This window comes from Polycladomyces subterraneus, assembly GCF_030433435.1.
Classification (GTDB): domain Bacteria; phylum Bacillota; class Bacilli; order Thermoactinomycetales; family JIR-001; genus Polycladomyces; species Polycladomyces subterraneus.
This window is the reverse complement of the sequence record NZ_JANRHH010000034.1, coordinates 1-16587: the sequence shown is the minus strand read 5'-3', so window position 1 is coordinate 16587 and position 16587 is coordinate 1. Positions and strand designations below refer to the sequence as shown.

General features: G+C 45.7%; 16 protein-coding genes. 10 read left to right on the top strand and 6 right to left on the bottom strand.

Annotated features, from left to right (window positions below; all coding sequences use genetic code 11):
- Positions 1-22: 22 nt before the first annotated feature.
- The 9 genes from yajC (at position 23) to NWF35_RS08160 (ending at position 8948) form a co-directional block, all read left to right on the top strand.
- Positions 23-385 (top strand): preprotein translocase subunit YajC, encoded by a 363-nt coding sequence (gene yajC, locus NWF35_RS08200; protein WP_435873864.1) that lies wholly within the window; start codon positions 23-25, stop codon positions 383-385.
- Positions 386-616: 231 nt separating this feature from the next.
- A complete protein-coding gene (locus NWF35_RS08195; RefSeq protein ID WP_301238568.1) occupies positions 617-2683 on the top strand; it encodes a BglG family transcription antiterminator in 2067 nt (688 codons plus the stop codon).
- Between the two features lie 50 nt (positions 2684-2733).
- Complete coding sequence (locus NWF35_RS08190) at positions 2734-3222, top strand: PTS sugar transporter subunit IIA (RefSeq protein WP_301238567.1); 489 nt, start codon at positions 2734-2736, stop codon at positions 3220-3222.
- Positions 3219-3494: a PTS sugar transporter subunit IIB gene (locus NWF35_RS08185; protein ID WP_212774580.1), complete on the top strand. Its 276-nt coding sequence runs from the start codon at positions 3219-3221 to the stop codon at positions 3492-3494. Before NWF35_RS08190 ends, NWF35_RS08185 begins: the two co-directional genes overlap by 4 nt.
- Positions 3495-3521: 27 nt before the next feature.
- A complete protein-coding gene (locus tag NWF35_RS08180) occupies positions 3522-4904 on the top strand; it encodes a PTS galactitol transporter subunit IIC (protein WP_301238566.1) in 1383 nt (460 codons plus the stop codon).
- 43 nt (positions 4905-4947) lie between these two features.
- Positions 4948-5937, top strand: a complete 990-nt coding sequence (locus tag NWF35_RS08175) for a 1-phosphofructokinase family hexose kinase (RefSeq protein ID WP_301238565.1) — start codon at positions 4948-4950, stop codon at positions 5935-5937.
- Positions 5889-6539 carry a class II aldolase/adducin family protein gene (locus NWF35_RS08170; RefSeq protein WP_301238564.1) on the top strand — a complete coding sequence of 217 codons (651 nt, stop codon included), beginning with the start codon at positions 5889-5891 and terminating at the stop codon, positions 6537-6539. The genes NWF35_RS08175 and NWF35_RS08170 overlap by 49 nt, the downstream gene beginning before the upstream one ends.
- A 335-nt stretch (positions 6540-6874) precedes the next feature.
- Positions 6875-8344 carry an FGGY-family carbohydrate kinase gene (locus NWF35_RS08165; RefSeq protein ID WP_301238563.1) on the top strand — a complete coding sequence of 490 codons (1470 nt, stop codon included), beginning with the start codon at positions 6875-6877 and terminating at the stop codon, positions 8342-8344.
- A complete protein-coding gene (locus NWF35_RS08160) occupies positions 8337-8948 on the top strand; it encodes a histidine phosphatase family protein (RefSeq protein WP_301238562.1) in 612 nt (203 codons plus the stop codon). The genes NWF35_RS08165 and NWF35_RS08160 overlap by 8 nt, the downstream gene beginning before the upstream one ends.
- Before the next feature lie 212 nt (positions 8949-9160).
- Here NWF35_RS08160 and NWF35_RS08155 read toward each other — a convergent pair whose 3' ends face one another.
- The gene (locus NWF35_RS08155; RefSeq protein WP_301238561.1) at positions 9161-9949 is read right to left on the bottom strand and encodes a right-handed parallel beta-helix repeat-containing protein; all 789 of its coding nucleotides are present in this window, start codon (positions 9947-9949) and stop codon (positions 9161-9163) included.
- Positions 9950-10234: 285 nt separating this feature from the next.
- Between NWF35_RS08155 and NWF35_RS08150 the strand changes: the two genes are divergently transcribed.
- On the top strand, positions 10235-10942 hold the full coding sequence (locus NWF35_RS08150) for a DUF975 family protein (RefSeq protein WP_301238560.1): 708 nt from the start codon (positions 10235-10237) through the stop codon (positions 10940-10942).
- Positions 10943-12237: 1295 nt separating this feature from the next.
- Here the strand turns inward: NWF35_RS08150 and NWF35_RS08145 are convergent.
- The 5 genes from NWF35_RS08145 to NWF35_RS08125 all read right to left on the bottom strand — a co-directional run bounded on the left by NWF35_RS08145 (position 12238) and on the right by NWF35_RS08125 (position 16004).
- Positions 12238-12435, bottom strand: a complete 198-nt coding sequence (locus tag NWF35_RS08145; RefSeq protein WP_301238559.1) for a hypothetical protein — start codon at positions 12433-12435, stop codon at positions 12238-12240.
- Between the two features lie 95 nt (positions 12436-12530).
- On the bottom strand, positions 12531-12761 hold the full coding sequence (locus NWF35_RS08140) for a hypothetical protein (RefSeq protein ID WP_301238558.1): 231 nt from the start codon (positions 12759-12761) through the stop codon (positions 12531-12533).
- Between the two features lie 152 nt (positions 12762-12913).
- Entirely contained in the window at positions 12914-13735 is an 822-nt protein-coding gene (locus NWF35_RS08135; RefSeq protein ID WP_301238557.1) for a carbohydrate ABC transporter permease, read from the bottom strand.
- Positions 13732-14703: a carbohydrate ABC transporter permease gene (locus NWF35_RS08130; protein ID WP_301238556.1), complete on the bottom strand. Its 972-nt coding sequence runs from the start codon at positions 14701-14703 to the stop codon at positions 13732-13734. Before NWF35_RS08130 ends, NWF35_RS08135 begins: the two co-directional genes overlap by 4 nt.
- Positions 14704-14768: 65 nt before the next feature.
- Positions 14769-16004: an ABC transporter substrate-binding protein gene (locus NWF35_RS08125; protein ID WP_301238625.1), complete on the bottom strand. Its 1236-nt coding sequence runs from the start codon at positions 16002-16004 to the stop codon at positions 14769-14771.
- Between the last annotated feature and the right edge of the window lie 583 nt (positions 16005-16587).

Below are 16587 nucleotides of genomic sequence, written 5' to 3'. Positions count from 1 at the left end.
GTTTTCGCCGCCAATGTCAAACATGGGCGGCTGGCTTTTCAAAACAAATCAAGGAGGAACAACAGTGAACAACGCGTTTTTGGTACAAATCGCACCGCTGATCCTGATGTTTGCTATCTTCTATTTCCTGTTGATCCGCCCGCAGCAAAAGCGGCAACGGGAGCGCAACGCCATGCTGGCTGCGTTGAAACGGGGTGACAAGGTCGTCACCATCGGCGGATTGCACGGAACGATCACTGATCTAACCGATGACCGCGTCACTCTGAAAGTGAGCGACAACACCCGGCTGGTGTTTGAACGATCCGCGATCAATGCGGTCTTGAACAAAACGGAAGAAAAGAAGGAAGAGAAAAAGGAAGAGAAAGAAGAAGAGAAGAAGGATTGAGGAACACCCCCGGTGCACATTGCCGGGGGTGTTGGTTTGTGACAAAGCCCGCGGGATTCGCTTTCCCGAGCGGTTGCTTATTCAATGTCTGCGATGTCACCACGGGTGTCCGGTTGGCGGGATGGAGTCTCATCACAATCATGAATAAACCCATGATCAAAAATCGGGATGAAAGCGCATACAAAATCCGAGTCCCATTCGATAAGATAGAGATAAGAAAGGAGGGATTGGATGATACTTGATGACCGCAGCACTAAGCTCCTCAAAGAAATCCTGATGTCACCAGGAATCAAAATTTCTGAATTGCAGAGAAAATTTTCTTTGACTCGGCAGCAGACGAATTACAGTCTCAAAAAGATCAATGATTGGCTCTCGGCAAATCATCTCCCCGTGATTCAAAAAAACGGTCAATCGGGGGTGATGGTCGATCCCATCGTCAGCCAATCGTTTCCGGAGCTTATGGCTGCATCAAGTATGATCGATTATGTTCCCTCTGAAAAGGAGCGGTGCAAACTCATTTTGCTGATGCTGCTCGGTCGACGGAGCGAAATCTCCCTTTTCCACTTATCCAGCGCCCTCAAGGTGAGTCGCAACACGGTATTGCTTGATCTGAAAAATATCAAGGAAATATTGAAGGGGGGAGATTTACATTTGGTATATACCCGGCGTGACGGGTATGATCTTCATGGCCGGGAAATGGAAAAACGAAAATGGCTGATCAAACTGGTACGGGAAGTTTTGCAGATGCCCAACGGGAAAGCGTGGTTAATCTCCGTGATGGAGCTGGCATCAGATGAAGTAACGCTCATTCAACAAAGAATTGAACAAACGGAAAAACATCTGCAAGTACGGTTCACCGATGAAATGCTGGAGGAATTGCCTTATATCTTTGCCCTTCTAATCAGAAGGATCAAACGAGGTCAGATTCTTCAACGCCATGAGCTCGATCATCAGGAGATTCAAGTGACACGGGAATATCAGATTGCCAAAGAGCTGTTCGGTCAGGATGATTGGAGCGAACCCGACCTCCTTTTTATCGCGTTGCAACTGTTGTCTTCCAATCTACTGTCGGCCGCTCCCACCGAGGATGAACAAACGGCTCGTTTGATGGAAGCGATTGATCAGATGCTGCAAACGTTTGAGAAATTGGCCTGTATCACTTTTCACGAAAAGAAACATTTGATGCGGCGGCTGTTATTTCACTTGCGGCCGGCCTACTATCGAATCAAATACGGCTTCCTCTTCGACAATCCGCTGTTGGATGTCGTTGTGAAAGAACATGGCGAGTTGCATCATTTGGTCAAGAAATCGCTCCATTCATTCAAAGCGCTGCTGAAAAAAGATATACCGGAAAGTGAATGCGCTTACATTACCATGCTGATCGGAGGTTGGTTACAGAAACAGGGGGATGCACTATCGGAAAGATGGAAAGCACTTGTGGTGTGTCCAAATGGGATATCCGTTTCCGAGTTATTGCTGGAAACACTGCGTGAATTGTTTCCCGAGTTTATATTCCTGGATGCCATTTCTGTTCGGGAATTTGCCGACTACGAACTGCATTACGACCTGGTATTTTCCACGGTGTTTCTAAATACGGACAAGAAATGGTTTCTAGTCAAACCGCTGCTCTCGGCTGAGGAAAAACGCCGTTTGAGATTGCGTGTCTCGCAAGAATTGTTGGGATTCAACCCGATGCAAATCGATCTGGAACAATTGATCGGGGTGATTCAACAACATGCTGCGATTGAGAACAAATCAGCGTTGAAAACTTCGCTCAAACGCTACTTTCAGGTAAAATCATCCCCCTATATCATTGAGGATCGAAACAGGAAAAAACCCGATTTGGCTGATCTGTTGACCAGCGAGACCATCTTGATACACAAAGGGGTTTCTACTTGGCAAGATGCCATTCATCTGGCTTCGACACCCTTGATCAACATGGGCTCGATCGATCCCGGTTACGTTGACGCCATGATTCGCATGTACGACCCATCCCAACCCTATATCGTAATTGCGCCCAGGGTTGCCCTTCCCCATGCCAGACCGGAAGACGGGGTTTCCCGATTAACGATGAGCATGTTGTGCATGGAAGAAGGGGTGGAATTTGCCAAAGGGTTGACAGTAAATGTAGTGATCGTGATTGCAGCAGTTGATCGGAAACAGCATCTCAAAGCGCTCATGCAGTTGAATCAACTCGTGTCGGATCCGGTGAATGTAACTCAAATCATACAAGCTGGAAATAAAGAGAGCATCCTACATTTGGTTGAAAAATATTCGAAACTAAGCGAAGTCAGCTAATATATCAAATGATGCGGGGAAGTGAAGCTATCAATTTTGAGAAAAAGAGGGTGGGTACGATTTTTAGTCACTTTTTTCATAGAGAATTGATTTTCACCGATGTGGTTTATGCTGACCGAGAGGATCTGCTGGAGAAGCTTTCCCGCTATTTGTGCGAAAAAGGGTTTGTCAAAGAGACTTTTCGAGAAGCCATTCTGGAAAGGGAAAGAAAATATCCTACCGGGTTGCGTATCCTTCCATACCATGTGGCGATTCCGCATACAGACCCGGAACACATCAAAACACCCTTTATCGCGATGGTTCGCCCCAAACAATCGATTGAGTTTGTTGAAATGGCCACTCACGATCAAGTGGTAGATGCCCGACTCGTCTTTGTACTCGGTTTGAAACAATCTGCAGAGCAAGTGGATCTGCTGCAAAGCCTGGTTGACCTGTTCATGAAACAACAGGTGATGGATCAATTGCTAAAGGAACATGATGTCGAGATCATCATGAGTTTGTTGGAAAAAAATCTCTCTGCAAAGGGGTTGAGTGTATGAAAAGAGTGATTGTAGCGTGTGGCTCTGGCGTGGCGACGAGTCAAATGGTCGCATCCAAACTCAAAAATCTGTTACAGAAACGAGGGATACCGGCGCAGGTAGATGCCGTAGATATCAAATCCCTGGATCGACACATCAAAAACTGTGACGTGTATGTATCGATTACGAAGCCAGACAAGGATTATCCCGTTACCGTCTGCAGCGGAATTCCTTTTCTAACGGGTGTTGGTATGGATGCAGAGCTTGAAAAGATCATCCAGGCATTGAAATAATTGGCCTTATTAAAAGGAGGTTCCAATATGGAAGTACTCAAAAACGCGATTCATTTTGTATTGGACCTTGGTGCCCCTGTCTTCGTTCCATTGATTATGATCATCGTGGGTTTGATCGTCCGCATGAAATTTAGAGATGCCTTTTCATCTGCGCTGACCCTGGGATTGGCTTTCATCGGAATGAACATGGTCGTCGGTTTCATGATGGATTCCATCAGTCCGGCGGCACAAGAGTTTGTCAAGAACAGCGGCATCAACTTGAATGCGATTGATGGGGGCTGGACCCCCATGTCCACTCTCGCATGGGCATGGCCGCTGGCTTTCCTGATGTTTCCTATTCAGATTATAATCAATCTCATCATGTTGGCGTTGAAACAAACAAATACACTCAACGTGGATTTGTGGAACGTGTGGGGGAAGATTTTTACCGCGGTTCTCGTGATCGGGGTGTCCGGTAATATTCCGCTGGCTTTTTTGATCGCAGCCATTCAGGTGGTGCTTGAACTGAAAATGGGAGATGTCAACCAGAAGCAAATCCAAAAATTGACACAAATCCCTGGCGTCACTTGTACCCATGGGATGACCCTTTTCAATGTATTTCTGTATCCCATTAACCGCCTGCTGGATTATATTCCGTTCTTAAATAAACACATCGACGCCAACTGGCTCAAACAAAAGATCGGAATATTCGCAGAAAATCATGTGATGGGGTTCATCATTGGAGTCCTGATCGGGACTTTTGCCCAGTATCCGCCGCAAAAAATTCTCATCCTGGGGGTGCAAGGGGCAGCTGCCTTGACCCTGTTTCCCATGGTTGCCCGCTTGTTCATGGAAGCACTTGCTCCACTGTCAGATTCCATCTCTGAATTTATGAAGCAAAAGTACTCCGATCGTCAACTCTACATCGGGTTGGATTGGCCGTTTATGGCAGGTTGCAATGAATTATGGGTGGCTATGATCATTTGGGTACCCATTACTTTGTTATGGGCAGTCATCCTTCCCGGAAACAACATTCTACCCTTTGGAGGGATCATCAACCTCTCGCTGGCTGTACCAGCCCTCATTGTGACCGGTGGAAATCTACTGCGTATGATCGTGCTTGGCGTACTGACGACACCGGTTTTCCTGTATGTAGCAACTTTCTTTGCTCCCGCAATCACCAACCTGGCGAAGGATACCCATGTGATCAATGTGAAAGATGGCCAGTTTTTATCGTGGAGTTCTATTGAATTGCCCGACTTTCGTTATATATTCGCTCAAGCATCCAACATCGTTCACGGGGAGTTCCTGGGTTTGGCTTTGGCCATTGGATGGTTGGGGCTGTTCTACTGGTATTACAAGGGTATGCAAAAGCGCGCGGATCAGCTTTCGACGGAGCTCGAGGGAACGAGTCATCACATGTCTTTATGACATCTCTGGTTTTTCTTCCCCGCTTCAGGAAGGTGTTGGATAGATGATCTATACGGTTACTCTGAATACTGCGCTCGATCGGATCCTTCACATCAAGGGCAAGATCGAACGCAAAAAGAACAATCGAGTGTGTGGCATCCAATATGATATTGGCGGCAAGGGGACCCATGTGTCCCTTGTTTTGTCAGCATTGAAGATCCCCAATATCGCTACGGGATTCGTAGGGAAAAACAAGAAGGATCAATTCATTCAACTGCTCGAACGAAAAGGAGTCAATTGCGACTTTGTGGTTCAGAACAACGCAACCGTCCGTGAAACCTTGGTGCTGTTGGACAGTACGGGTGAAGGAAGCTTGATGATTACGGAACCGGGGTTTCAACCTACTATAGAATCGATCCAACGGCTGCATCAAAAACTGAGCCAGCAAGTTCAGCCGGGGGACTGGGTAGTGTTTGCTGGAAGTCCCCCTGAAGGTTTTTCTCCGGATGATTATCGTGAATTACTTCAGTGTGTGAAGGAAAACGGTGGTCGATTGGTGGTAGATACGAGTGGACCGTATCTGGAAACAGCCATTCAGTTGCGGCCGTATCTGATCAAGCCAAATGAATACGAATTTCAGCAAATGGTAGGTAGAACGCTGAGCACCGTGGAGGAATACACGGGTGAAATAGAACAATTGATGGCTGAGGGAATCAAGTATGTCATCGTTTCTCTTGGAGAAAGAGGCAGTCTGGTGGGTCACAACGGGGAAGTTTTTCAAGTAATCGCTCCATCCATCGAAGCAAGAAATGATACCGGTTGTGGAGATGTCTTTGTAGGGGGCATCGTTGCGATGTTGAGCAGGAAAGCGGATCTCGAAGAGGCCCTTTGTTTTGCGACAGCATTGAGTGCCTCTAAAGCCACTCATACATCCAGCTCATCTTTTTCGTTGGAACAGACGAGACAACTTGAAAAACAAGTTCGGATTATGAGGAGGGAGAGCGTGTGTTGTACTTTGAAGAGCGTAAAGACGTGTGCGAAGTCGCAAGGATGATGTTCGATCGATTGTTGACCAATGCGGCCGGGGGCAACATAAGTGTAAAGATGAGCGATTCAAGATTTATCATGACGCCTTCCCTCATGTCGCAACAAAAATTTTGCCGTTTGAAACCGGAAGAAATCCTGGTTGTGGATTCGAATGGGAACATTTTAGAGGGAGACGGACAACTGACCCGTGAATTTAATATGCATATGGCAGCCTATGATGCCATGCCAGACGCAGGTGCAGTCATACACGCTCATCCAAAGGAATCCATGGTGTTCGCCTCTTTAGGGATCGAGATGCCTCATATGTGCGAAGCCACCCGGAAGCTTGGAGAGATACGAACGCTTGAGTTTGCTCCGGCTACCAGTAAAGAGTTAGCAGATCGTGTATATGCCTATCTAAAAAGTCGAGCAGGTGACATCCCTGTAGCCACCTTACTACGTGAGCATGGGATCCTAGTCATCGATAAGACCCTTCGCAAGGCGTACGACATGTTAGAGAGAATTGAATACAACGCATACGTGAATATTCAAGCAAAGTTGTTTGAATTGACAGGTACTGTTAAGCGCACCAATCATGCTCACTCCTTCAGTTATAACATGGAGGAGTAAGGCATGGACAAGCGGTTACAAATTGCCTTGGTTATGACAGCACTTGTGACATTAATCTTAGGAATGTACTTTGATCATTTATTAATCAGTCTTGGGTCACTCATCATCACGCTGTACTTAAAAACTCGACTTTCGCAGACCAAAACCGGTAGATAAAGCTTGAAGTAATGGAGTGCTCCAGAATGGCTAGCCATTCTTTTTTGTTTTGCCGAACAAACACAGTTGTCACGTCAGAACGCCTTTGGCTTCTGCGGCATGAAAAAGCCCGTTAGGGGTTGGTTTGTTTCGATCCCTTCCAGGCTGAAAACGCCTCATCTAAGGGGAGGTTAGATCCAGTGAACAGCTCGCCAATTTTTTTGGGAGCAGATATCGGAACACAGGGAATTCGGGTTGTAGCAATTGACCAGTCCGGAAATCTTGTGGGCTCACGAGAAGAGACATTCGAACTGGATGAGCGAGCGAGACAGGAACAGTCTCCTGAAAAATGGTGGGACGTCCTATTGCGTGTGATGGGAGATCTGGCACACCAGCTCCGATCAGTCGGGAAACTTGATGCCATCCAAGCTCTTTCCGTAACGTCAACGTCTGGTACGATGATTCCATTAGACAGTAATAATCAACCACTTCATGGCGCGATAATGTACAGTGACAAACGTTCCAGCACGGAAGCCGAGGTTTGTCGAGAGGCAGCTTCCCAAGACAACGGGGAAGGATACAAAGATTTTAACTCTTCGAGCGGGTTGCCGAAGATTCTATGGTTTATAAATAATTATCCTGAAAAATATGAAAAAATTGATAGGTGGGCTCATGCCACCGATTTTATAACGGGAAAGTTAAGTGGCGTATGGGGTGTAACGGACTATACCAATGCGCTTAAAACCGGCTATGATCTTACAAACTTGTGCTGGCCTGATTATTTGTTTCAAAAACTGTCCCTACCGAGGAGCTGGTTTCCTAACGTTTATCCGTCTGGAACACCGATAGGCCGGATTTTACCAGAAGTAGCCGAGATAACAGGCCTGCCAAAAACGATTATGATTGTTGCCGGCATGACAGACGGTTGTGCTTCTCAAATCGCTTCAGGGGCGATACATCTCGGCGACTGGAACACGACGATCGGTACAACCCTTGTAATAAAAGGCGTGACCAAGAATAAAGTTGTTGATCCGCTCGGCCGGATTTATAATCATCGCCATCCGGAAGGATTTTGGATGCCAGGTGGTGCGAGTAATACTGGAGCCGATTGGGTCACTAAGGAATTTGGAAACGCCGATCTGGAAGCGCTAAATAAACAGGCAGATGGCATCATTCCAACTTCTTTTATGGCCTATCCGTTGCATCAAGAAGGGGAACGCTTCCCCTTCATCGCGCCTCAAGCAAGAGGTTTTGAACCGCAGGGGCTTTCAAAAGAAGAGGCTTTTGCCGCTAAGATGGAAGGAGTCGCGTATCTCGAACGCTATGCTTATGAAATTATGGAGGGTCTTTCGGGTGAACAGGTTCGTGCCGTTTTCACGGCAGGCGGCGCCAGTAACAGTGATATCTGGTTAACCATCCGAAGCAGTGTTCTGAATAAGCCAATCTATAAAATGAGACATACGATGGGTGCTGTTGGCGCGGCAATTCTCGCAGCTTCGCAAAATTACTTTTCAAGTATAAGCGAGGCCGGAAAAGCGTTAACAGTTTGTGAAAAACAAGTTGAACCTTCGAAACAGCTCATTTCTCAATACGACGAAAACTACCATCGTTTTATCGAGATACTTCAAGACAAAGGCTATTTATCGAAAGAGGGGAATGTTGTTGGCTAGGATTTATTTATTGCGTCATGGCGAAACTGCATGGAATGCATCAGACAACCGATATTGTGGTCGATCTGATATTGAACTTTCAAATAAGGGAAGAAAACAAGCAGAATTAGTTGCTGTGTATTTAGAAAAAGTGCCGTTTGCTGCTGCGTATGCTTCTCCCTTGTCTCGAGCCTATGAAACAGCAAGAATCATTGCAGCTAAGCACCAGCTGTCGGTTGAAAAAGATGAGCGGATTATCGAAGCAGATTTCGGCCTATGGGAAGGTAAAACAAAAAAGCAGTTTATGGAGGAAGATCCAGAAGCATGGGAGGAATGGCTGAACGATCCGGGAACTACTCAGGCAGGGAGGATCGGAGAAACAGCTGAACAAATCTATAACAGAACGAAAGCTTTCTTTGACGAAATCGCGGATAAACATAAGGGGCAAACAATTCTTGTCGTCGCTCATAATACGGTTAACCGTATCTTTATTGCTGGATCGCTCGGAATGCCTTTTAGGAATTACAGAAGGATCCATCAAGATAATACCGGAATCACTGTGTTTGAGAAGGATCGGGAATCCATCAAATTCTTCAACATCAATCTGAATACGCATTTGGAATGATCCAGTGAGGGGAAGATAGAAAAAGACTAAACAATTTATAGGGGATTATCAAAGGACTTCTGGTGCCCGTTTTTATCTACGGATCTGAAATCGGTACTCGATCGTGAGTACACCGAATGGAAGATACAGAAAAAAAATTCGACCAGTCAGACCAAATCAACTGAAAAGCACCGCCGAAGCGGTGCACAGGGGAAAAGCAGAGTGGATAGGCTTCACCTTTGATCTGAAATGCTTGCATCATTAATTGCAGCACTTAATGCAGGCAGGTCATTGTATGGAGTTCCCATAGTGGTGCCAGCTAGTAACACGATATCAAACTCATAGGCAGGAGTTCCCCATGAATTACCAACGAACGTAGTGAACGCACGATCCACTAAGAAACCACCTTTAGTATTGTAAACCACATTATTATTGATGGCCCCGGTTACATTCGGATTGATATATATCCCAGTACGTAGCGAATAGAAGGTATTGTTTTCGACGGTTAAATTCGTATTACTTTCCTGAGGTACCACTGCTCGATTGACTACCCAGTTTATCATGGGCGGTGCTTGGGGTAGACCGTAGATCGTGTTATTTATCAGGGTGGTATTTGCTCCGCCGACTTGGATAAATTCCCTCGGATAAGGGATATCACTTGTGATGGTTAAACCATCAATGGTCGTATTGTTTGCTAAGATCATTAGCGGAATCAGGTTCGGGTTCGCCTGCAATAAAAGAACGGTCCCTGATTCACCCTTTAATGTAATGCCGGACTTGTTAACGGCAATTTGAGAAGTTATAGGGTACGTCCCACTTAAAATATTAACAGCCCCCCCGAGGTTTACGGCTGCAATACCCTGTGGAATTGTACCAAAAGGCTTCGCTAAACTTCCATTTCCTCCTACTGCACCGGCACGAACATATATATTGTTGGGATCTACAAGGTTGTTAATGACATCATTGAGCGTCTGTTGCACACTGAAGACGGTGGCATATCCCAAAGCGGGTCTACTATTCAATAATGCCAGATGTTCTCGTAACCGGCTTGCTTTTTATCTCTAGCAAAGCGAACGATTTTTTTGATTGTCTCTTCGGAATTTATATAAGAAAATTTATTTCACAAAATCAAACTCACATTCGAATGATATTTATGCAAGCCCATTTTTCAGAAAGGAGAGAGCATCTTTGAAGAAACTACACCTGTTGGTCTCCTATAGTTAGGCATGCTCCGTCTTCTTCTTTCTCTAGTTGGTAATGCCGTTCCTACTAAAACTCGTCTGCTTATATCTGGAGGGGAACTTTCTATGGAAAACATGGATTTTAAAGAACTTAGAAGACTGGGAAGAGAATCATTAACAGGGAAATGGGGGCTAGCGATTGGTTGCACTATTTTGTATATTCTTTTCAATTCATTGTTTGACTTTTTTGCCGATGCTCCTTTGGATCTAGACATCTCTCTTTTCTTAGACTCTGCTCCAAAAACAGAGTCATCTATTGTTTTCTTTCCTAAACACTCTGCTATTGATTGGGTCTCACTCATTTGGAATGTACTCACAACTGGAGGTCTAATACTTGGAACATCTCTTATCTTCTTGAATATCTGTCGTAATCAACCTGCTCACATCAGACAATTGTTTTATTATTTTACCAGTGGAAAGTTATTACTCAGAGGAATAATGTGGCACGTAATCCAGTCCATCTACTTGATGTTGTGGAGTCTATTATTCATTATTCCAGGGATTATTAAATGGTTTTCCTATTCCATGACTCCCTATATTTTGATTGATCACCCTGAATTATCTATCAATGAAGCCATAACTAAAAGTCGTGAAATAATGAACGGACATAAGATGGAGTTGTTTGCACTGCAACTTAGCTTTATCGGTTGGTTACTTTTAAGTCTATTAACTATAGGAGTCGGATTTATTTGGTTAATTCCATACTACTCTGCAACAGAGGCCCAATTTTACCGCAAGATTAAAGGTGAGATGAATACTGATCAAAAAGAGTAGCTTGACATTTTTTAGCATACTACACTAAGAAAACCGCCCAGTTTGCGATCCCTGGATGGTTTTCTTCTCATCTTTTCTTATATCCAGCTTTTTTGGCATCCAGTTATCTTTCGCTTGCTTCCCGGGTATCACTTTCACCTTTGTTCCTCCAGGAAGCAGTTATTATTTTAAATACGCTTTGCTTCTTCTCCATATTTTCCTTGACTTTTCCCTTGATAGGTGGTGTTCTTTCTGTCCTCTATCACCCTCTCATACCTAAAATTTTGGCCTGTATGGTGCCCGATATTTCTTTTAAGGGAATTTTTTTACCCGCCAAGATTAAAGGGCACTGACACGGATACTGGTGGCTCCCAAGTATGAACCACTACTTTTGAGGAAACAATCACATAGTAAAGAGCATGAAGCCGAGACGCTGAGACATCGAGTCCCGCCGGGATCAGGCTGTGAATGGTCGGTAGGTGTGGAGCGTAGTGGCTTGCATGCTCTTTTTATTGGATCATCTGTTCCAAATGTTTGTACCAACAAATCTCACTAGACTCCTTTGAATAATTGGTTTTTAACTGGTATAATTATTTTTAATAATCAGAAAATGAAACTGTTGATGAGAGACGATTAATGACATTGTTTTAAACAGACCGTAAGGGAGTTAGCTAAGCAACTTACCATAGAAAGGGGTCTTTATGAAAGATCGTTACAAAAAGCTCGAGGAGTATAAAGAGAAATTGGACAAGATCATTGAAATTATTCGTATAGAGTTGGAGGGAATTCGTCATGAGATAGAACGTAACAAAATGAACAAAAAAATTGACGAAGCTAGGGCCGAGTCCAAAGCCGATAGGAATCACTGGTAGCTGGGGAAAGGGATAAGATGAGATACGGCTTTTGTTCTCACCGCAAAGCAAATTTTCTCAACCTCTGACTATAGAGTGTACTCCAAGTAGAAGCCCAGAATACATCGGAAACGGTCTGCAAGAGCTGTCGCCAGGTTAAAAATAGAAAAAGCGGTGAGTGGCTGCCTTTTTTAAAAACCTTTACATGATTGTTGTAGGTACTGTGGCTTGTTTTTTTAGGCGAGATCCACCCCGATCTTAACGGTGAGACTCGCTATAGTTTGGGCCATATCCTCACCTCCTTATAAGAAGAAAAGGCCGGATTAACCGGCCTTTGCAGGCTGCTGACAAACCTGCCCAGGGGGTCGGGACGCGATTTTCCGCCTCTGCTCCATGCAGCGGCAGGTCGCTCGGCGGAAAATGAGTCCCTCCCGTACCTGAATAAGAACTCACGACTTCGCCTTTTCAGCGATGATGCAAACCGCTGGCGCGGTGTCTTAACAGTTTCGTTTCCCGCCGGATCTGAACAAAGTCGGCTTGTTTCAATTCATCGATCAGCCGATCGGCAAATTCATCTAACCCAGGAGTGTGCTTTCCCAACGGCTGATAAGTGATGGCGATCCGTCCTTCCGGTTCAAGCCATCCGTGGAGCTTTTGAAACACGCGAACCCGATCGGTTCAAAACATCGCGGAATTGACGGAGTAGACCTTGGTAAAGGAATGCTCAAAGGCGGACCACTCCTCGATGTTTCCGGTTACTAGACGCACCTTCCCCTGTCGGCCGGCCCGGCGGTTGCGCCGTTCCGCCTGCTTTCGCATCGTTTCAAAGGATCGATTCCCACAATCTTTCCCTCTTGAATCCCTTCGCTTGATTGAAAGATTCCCACCCCGGGACCGTAGCCGACTTCCAGGATCCGGTTCTCTGACCGGATCTCCAAGAGAGAAAACGTCCACTCATTTCGACTGCGGGTGGTGGCGGCCATCAGCATTCCGGGCATGTCCCCAAATAGATCTCACAATATTTTAACTTTCTCTCTTTTCTTCCAAATAGTTAAGCTTTCACGGCGACGACGACTTCAATTTGTTTCATGGATGAATTCTCCTGTTCAGCTATTTTTCTTTCTTAATTGTCGTGATCTTTCTAGCCTTTGAGCGATCCGGCCAATAATCCCCGGATGAAATATTTTCCCAGAAAAATATAGACGATTAAAGTCGGGAGTGCTGCCAGCAAAGCACCGGCCATCTGGATATTCCACTGGACGATCTGGCTGCCCGACAAGTTCTGCAAGGCGACCATGATCGGTTGTTGCGAGGTGTTGGTGATGGTGACAGCAAACAAAAATTCATTCCAAATCTGGGTGAATTGCCAGATGCCTACGACGACAAACCCCGGAATCGACAGGGGCAGGATGATCCGCTGATAGATGCCCCAAATGCTATTACCGTCGATTTTGGCTGCTTCGATCATTTCCGTCGGAATGTTGGCGTAGAAATTGCGGAAAATTAGGGTGGTGATCGGAATTCCGTAAACGACGTGTACGAGAATCAGTCCGGGAATGGTATTGTAAAGCTGGATTTTTTGCAAAAACTGGATAAGTGGTATCAAGATGCTCTGGTATGGAATGAACATACCAAACAAAATCAAGGTGAAAAGGATATTGGAGCCGGGAAAACGCCATTTGGAAAGGATATAGCCGTTCAGTGAACCCAAAACCGCGGAGAGGATGGTGGCCGGAATGACCAGATAAAAACTGTTTAAGATGTTGGGAGACAGTTTCTCAAAGGCGATCTGGTAACTTTCCAAATCCACGTGGCTGGGGAGCTTCCACATCCCGGATAAAGTGGCTTCATTGATCGGCTTGATACTGGTAATGACCATAATATAGATGGGCGTGAGGAAAAGCAGGGCCAGAATGATGAGGATTGCATAAAGGATGATTTGACCTGTGCGGGAGAGGGTCATGGGGTTTCCTCCTTTCTGAAGGTAAAGATCAGATAGGGAACGATCAGGAGAGAAACAAGCAGCAACATGATGATGGCAATGCTGGCCCCTTGTGCATAATGGCTCCCTTTAAACGTCGTTTCCACCATGTAAAGGCCCGGCATGTCGGTGACGAAAGCGGCACCGGGTCCGGTCATCGCGTAAATCAGGTCAAAAATTTTGAGTGAAATGTGGCCCAAGATGATGACGGCGCTAAACGTAATCGGTTTGAGTTGCGGCAATAGGATATAGCGGAAGGTTTGCCATTCAGTGGCCCCGTCCACCCGCGCCGCTTCTTTCAATTCATCTGGGATGGAGCGGAGGCCGGACAGATACATGGCCATGGTGAAGCCGGATAACTGCCAAACCGCTGCGATCACAACGGCGATCAATGCCATTGGGACCCCGAACTGGATTTGTCCAATATGCAGAGGGAGGACCACTCTGGTCTGGACATACCAAAGTGGCGGATCAGTGATTCCGATTTTTTTCAAAATCAAGTTGATGCCGGTGCTCGGATTAAAGATCCACTGCCAAACAACGCCGGTCACGATGAACGATAAAGCCATCGGGAAAATGAAAATGTTGCGAAACAGACCTTCCCATTTGATTTTTTGATCCAACAAAACAGCGAGAAACAACCCCAATCCAATACAAAGGAGAGTGAACAAAACGGTAAAGATGATCGTGTTTCGCAGGTCTGACTGAAAACGGAAGTCGTTGAACAGGAACCGGTAGTTGTCCAGGCCACTAAAGGTGAGATCTTGGACAAAGGTGTTCCATTTGCTCAGAGAAATGTAGCCGGTCCAACCGATAAAACCGTAGACAAAAATGGCGATGGCTAGGATCGAGGGCAAAAGAAACAGGAAGGCGATCCACTTTTCGCGATTTCGTCCGCTTCTTTTTTTCGGGTGGGTTTGGGGTGTCGTGAATGGAGATGCTTGAGCCATGACAAGTTCCTCCTTCAAGAAAAATCAGGCAGCAGGAAACCTGCCACCTGAATCGGAATTCATGGTTATTTCACTCCCAGGTTGGCTGTGGCATCTTGCTTCATCATTTGAATGGCGAGATCGATGTTCCCTTGCGTGACAAAGGTGTTGATCAATTGGTTGAATTGAGTGACAAATCCTTCCGGAGCGGCAGAGCCATGTGCCAAGCTTGGAACCAATTTGGAGTTTTTGAAATCCTTCATGGTTTGTTGACCATAGACATCATATTTTTTCGGATCGGCATCCAACCGGGCCGGGATGGAGCCTTTGAGCGGGTTGAATGCATCTTGCCCTTCCACCGAGCCGAGTACGGCCAAGAACTTTTTGGTTGCCTCGGGGTGTTTGATCCCTTTGGGTAAGCCGAAGGTGTCAGTGATGATGACAAAGGTGCCGTTCGTGCCAGGGAAGGGAGCCCAACCAAAATCTTGGTTTGGCTTCAGTTTCAGATCATTGGTCAAATATCCTTTTGCCCAATCCCCCATGACGTTCATGGCGGCCTCTCCTTTTCCGACCAATTGAACGCCATCTTGCCAGTTACGCGCGGCATGGTCCTGGTTCACATAAGTCAACATTTTTTTGAAGGTGGCAAGCGCTTGTTTGATGCGTGGGTCTTCAAAGGAAAGTTGGCCTTTCCATAATTTGTCGTAGTCGTTGGGACCCAAGGTACCAAGGAGAATATTTTCAAAGAGTTGGGTAGCGGTCCAAGGTTCCTTGTCTCCCAGCGCCAAAGGAGTGATCCCTTTCGCTTTCAAGGTATCCGCCACTTTGAAAAATTCATCAAATGTGGTGGGGGGTTTTAAACCATATTGGTCAAAGATTTTTTTGTTGTACCACAACACATTGCCGCGATGGATGTCCACTGGGACGGAATAGATGTTGCCGCCTTTGCTGACAAGGTCGATCAGGGCAGGGGGAAATTTGTCTGTCCAGCCTTGTTGTTTGTAAAAATCGTTTAAGGGTTCCATTTTTCCGGCCGCGACCCAACTGTCATTCAGTTCGGCTCCCCCGTGCACTTGGAAGGTATCCGGAGGATCGTTTCCTTGCATTCTCGTGGCCAACACCGTTTTGGCGTTGGTACCGGCGCCGCCGGCCACGGCAGCGTTAATGACTTCAATGTCGGGATTTTTTTCTTTAAAAAGCTTGATCAGTGCTTTAAGTCCGTCTTCTTCTCCGGCACCCGTCCACCAACTGAAGATTTCGACCTGGTTTGCCTTTTGGGCATCCGACTTGGGAGCGGTTGCTGTTTGTTGATTGCAAGCCATCATGACGAAGACCAAGGGCGCTAGAAACAGAAACGAACGAAGCCAACCAAAGCGTTTCAATAAAACTCCCCCTTTTTTAATTAGCATTTTCAGGAAATAAAGGTTAGAAAATTGGGAAATAAGCTTATATTAGTAGTATATATTATAGATTGTATTATTGAAAAGATCTAATTATAATTAGAATTGATTTCAAAATACATAAACATTCAAGTTGGTGAATAGAAGTTTTTCCAAAGGAGACCTAGAGAAAAAGGGGGAGCACGAGGGGCTGTAATCCCCCTCATTGAATCTTGACCTGTGAGGTGTCTGTGACAAATGAAGAAGTTTCTAAGAATCTTAGACAGCCTGTTTTAGTACTTGTTTTGGTTATGTGCATTGGGTGAAATTGTTCTTAGAGTGACCGGAACGGCCATTCAGGTTGTTCATATTTTGGATTACAGAAAAAGCCGCCTGAAAGCCCACGGTTTCAATCGTGGGATGAAAGGCGGCGTTGCTCGGCATCCCCTTTTGGGGATGGTAAGGGCAACCAATTTGCTTTATAATCGAACGTACGAGCGGTGCTCATCCCACTGGTAGTGGGTTT

Excerpts from the sequence above, each read along its gene's own strand:
- yajC (WP_435873864.1), top strand. The coding sequence starts at position 23 with ATGGGCGGCTGGCTTTTCAAAACAAATCAAGGAGGAACAACAGTGAAC.
- NWF35_RS08195 (WP_301238568.1), top strand. The coding sequence starts at position 617 with ATGATACTTGATGACCGCAGCACTAAGCTCCTCAAAGAAATCCTGATG.
- NWF35_RS08185 (WP_212774580.1), top strand. The coding sequence starts at position 3,219 with ATGAAAAGAGTGATTGTAGCGTGTGGCTCTGGCGTGGCGACGAGTCAA.
- NWF35_RS08180 (WP_301238566.1), top strand. The coding sequence starts at position 3,522 with ATGGAAGTACTCAAAAACGCGATTCATTTTGTATTGGACCTTGGTGCC.
- NWF35_RS08175 (WP_301238565.1), top strand. The coding sequence starts at position 4,948 with ATGATCTATACGGTTACTCTGAATACTGCGCTCGATCGGATCCTTCAC.
- NWF35_RS08150 (WP_301238560.1), top strand. The coding sequence starts at position 10,235 with ATGGAAAACATGGATTTTAAAGAACTTAGAAGACTGGGAAGAGAATCA.
- NWF35_RS08140 (WP_301238558.1), bottom strand. The coding sequence starts at position 12,761 with ATGCTGATGGCCGCCACCACCCGCAGTCGAAATGAGTGGACGTTTTCT.
- NWF35_RS08135 (WP_301238557.1), bottom strand. The coding sequence starts at position 13,735 with ATGACCCTCTCCCGCACAGGTCAAATCATCCTTTATGCAATCCTCATC.
- NWF35_RS08130 (WP_301238556.1), bottom strand. The coding sequence starts at position 14,703 with ATGGCTCAAGCATCTCCATTCACGACACCCCAAACCCACCCGAAAAAA.
- NWF35_RS08125 (WP_301238625.1), bottom strand. The coding sequence starts at position 16,004 with ATGGCTTGCAATCAACAAACAGCAACCGCTCCCAAGTCGGATGCCCAA.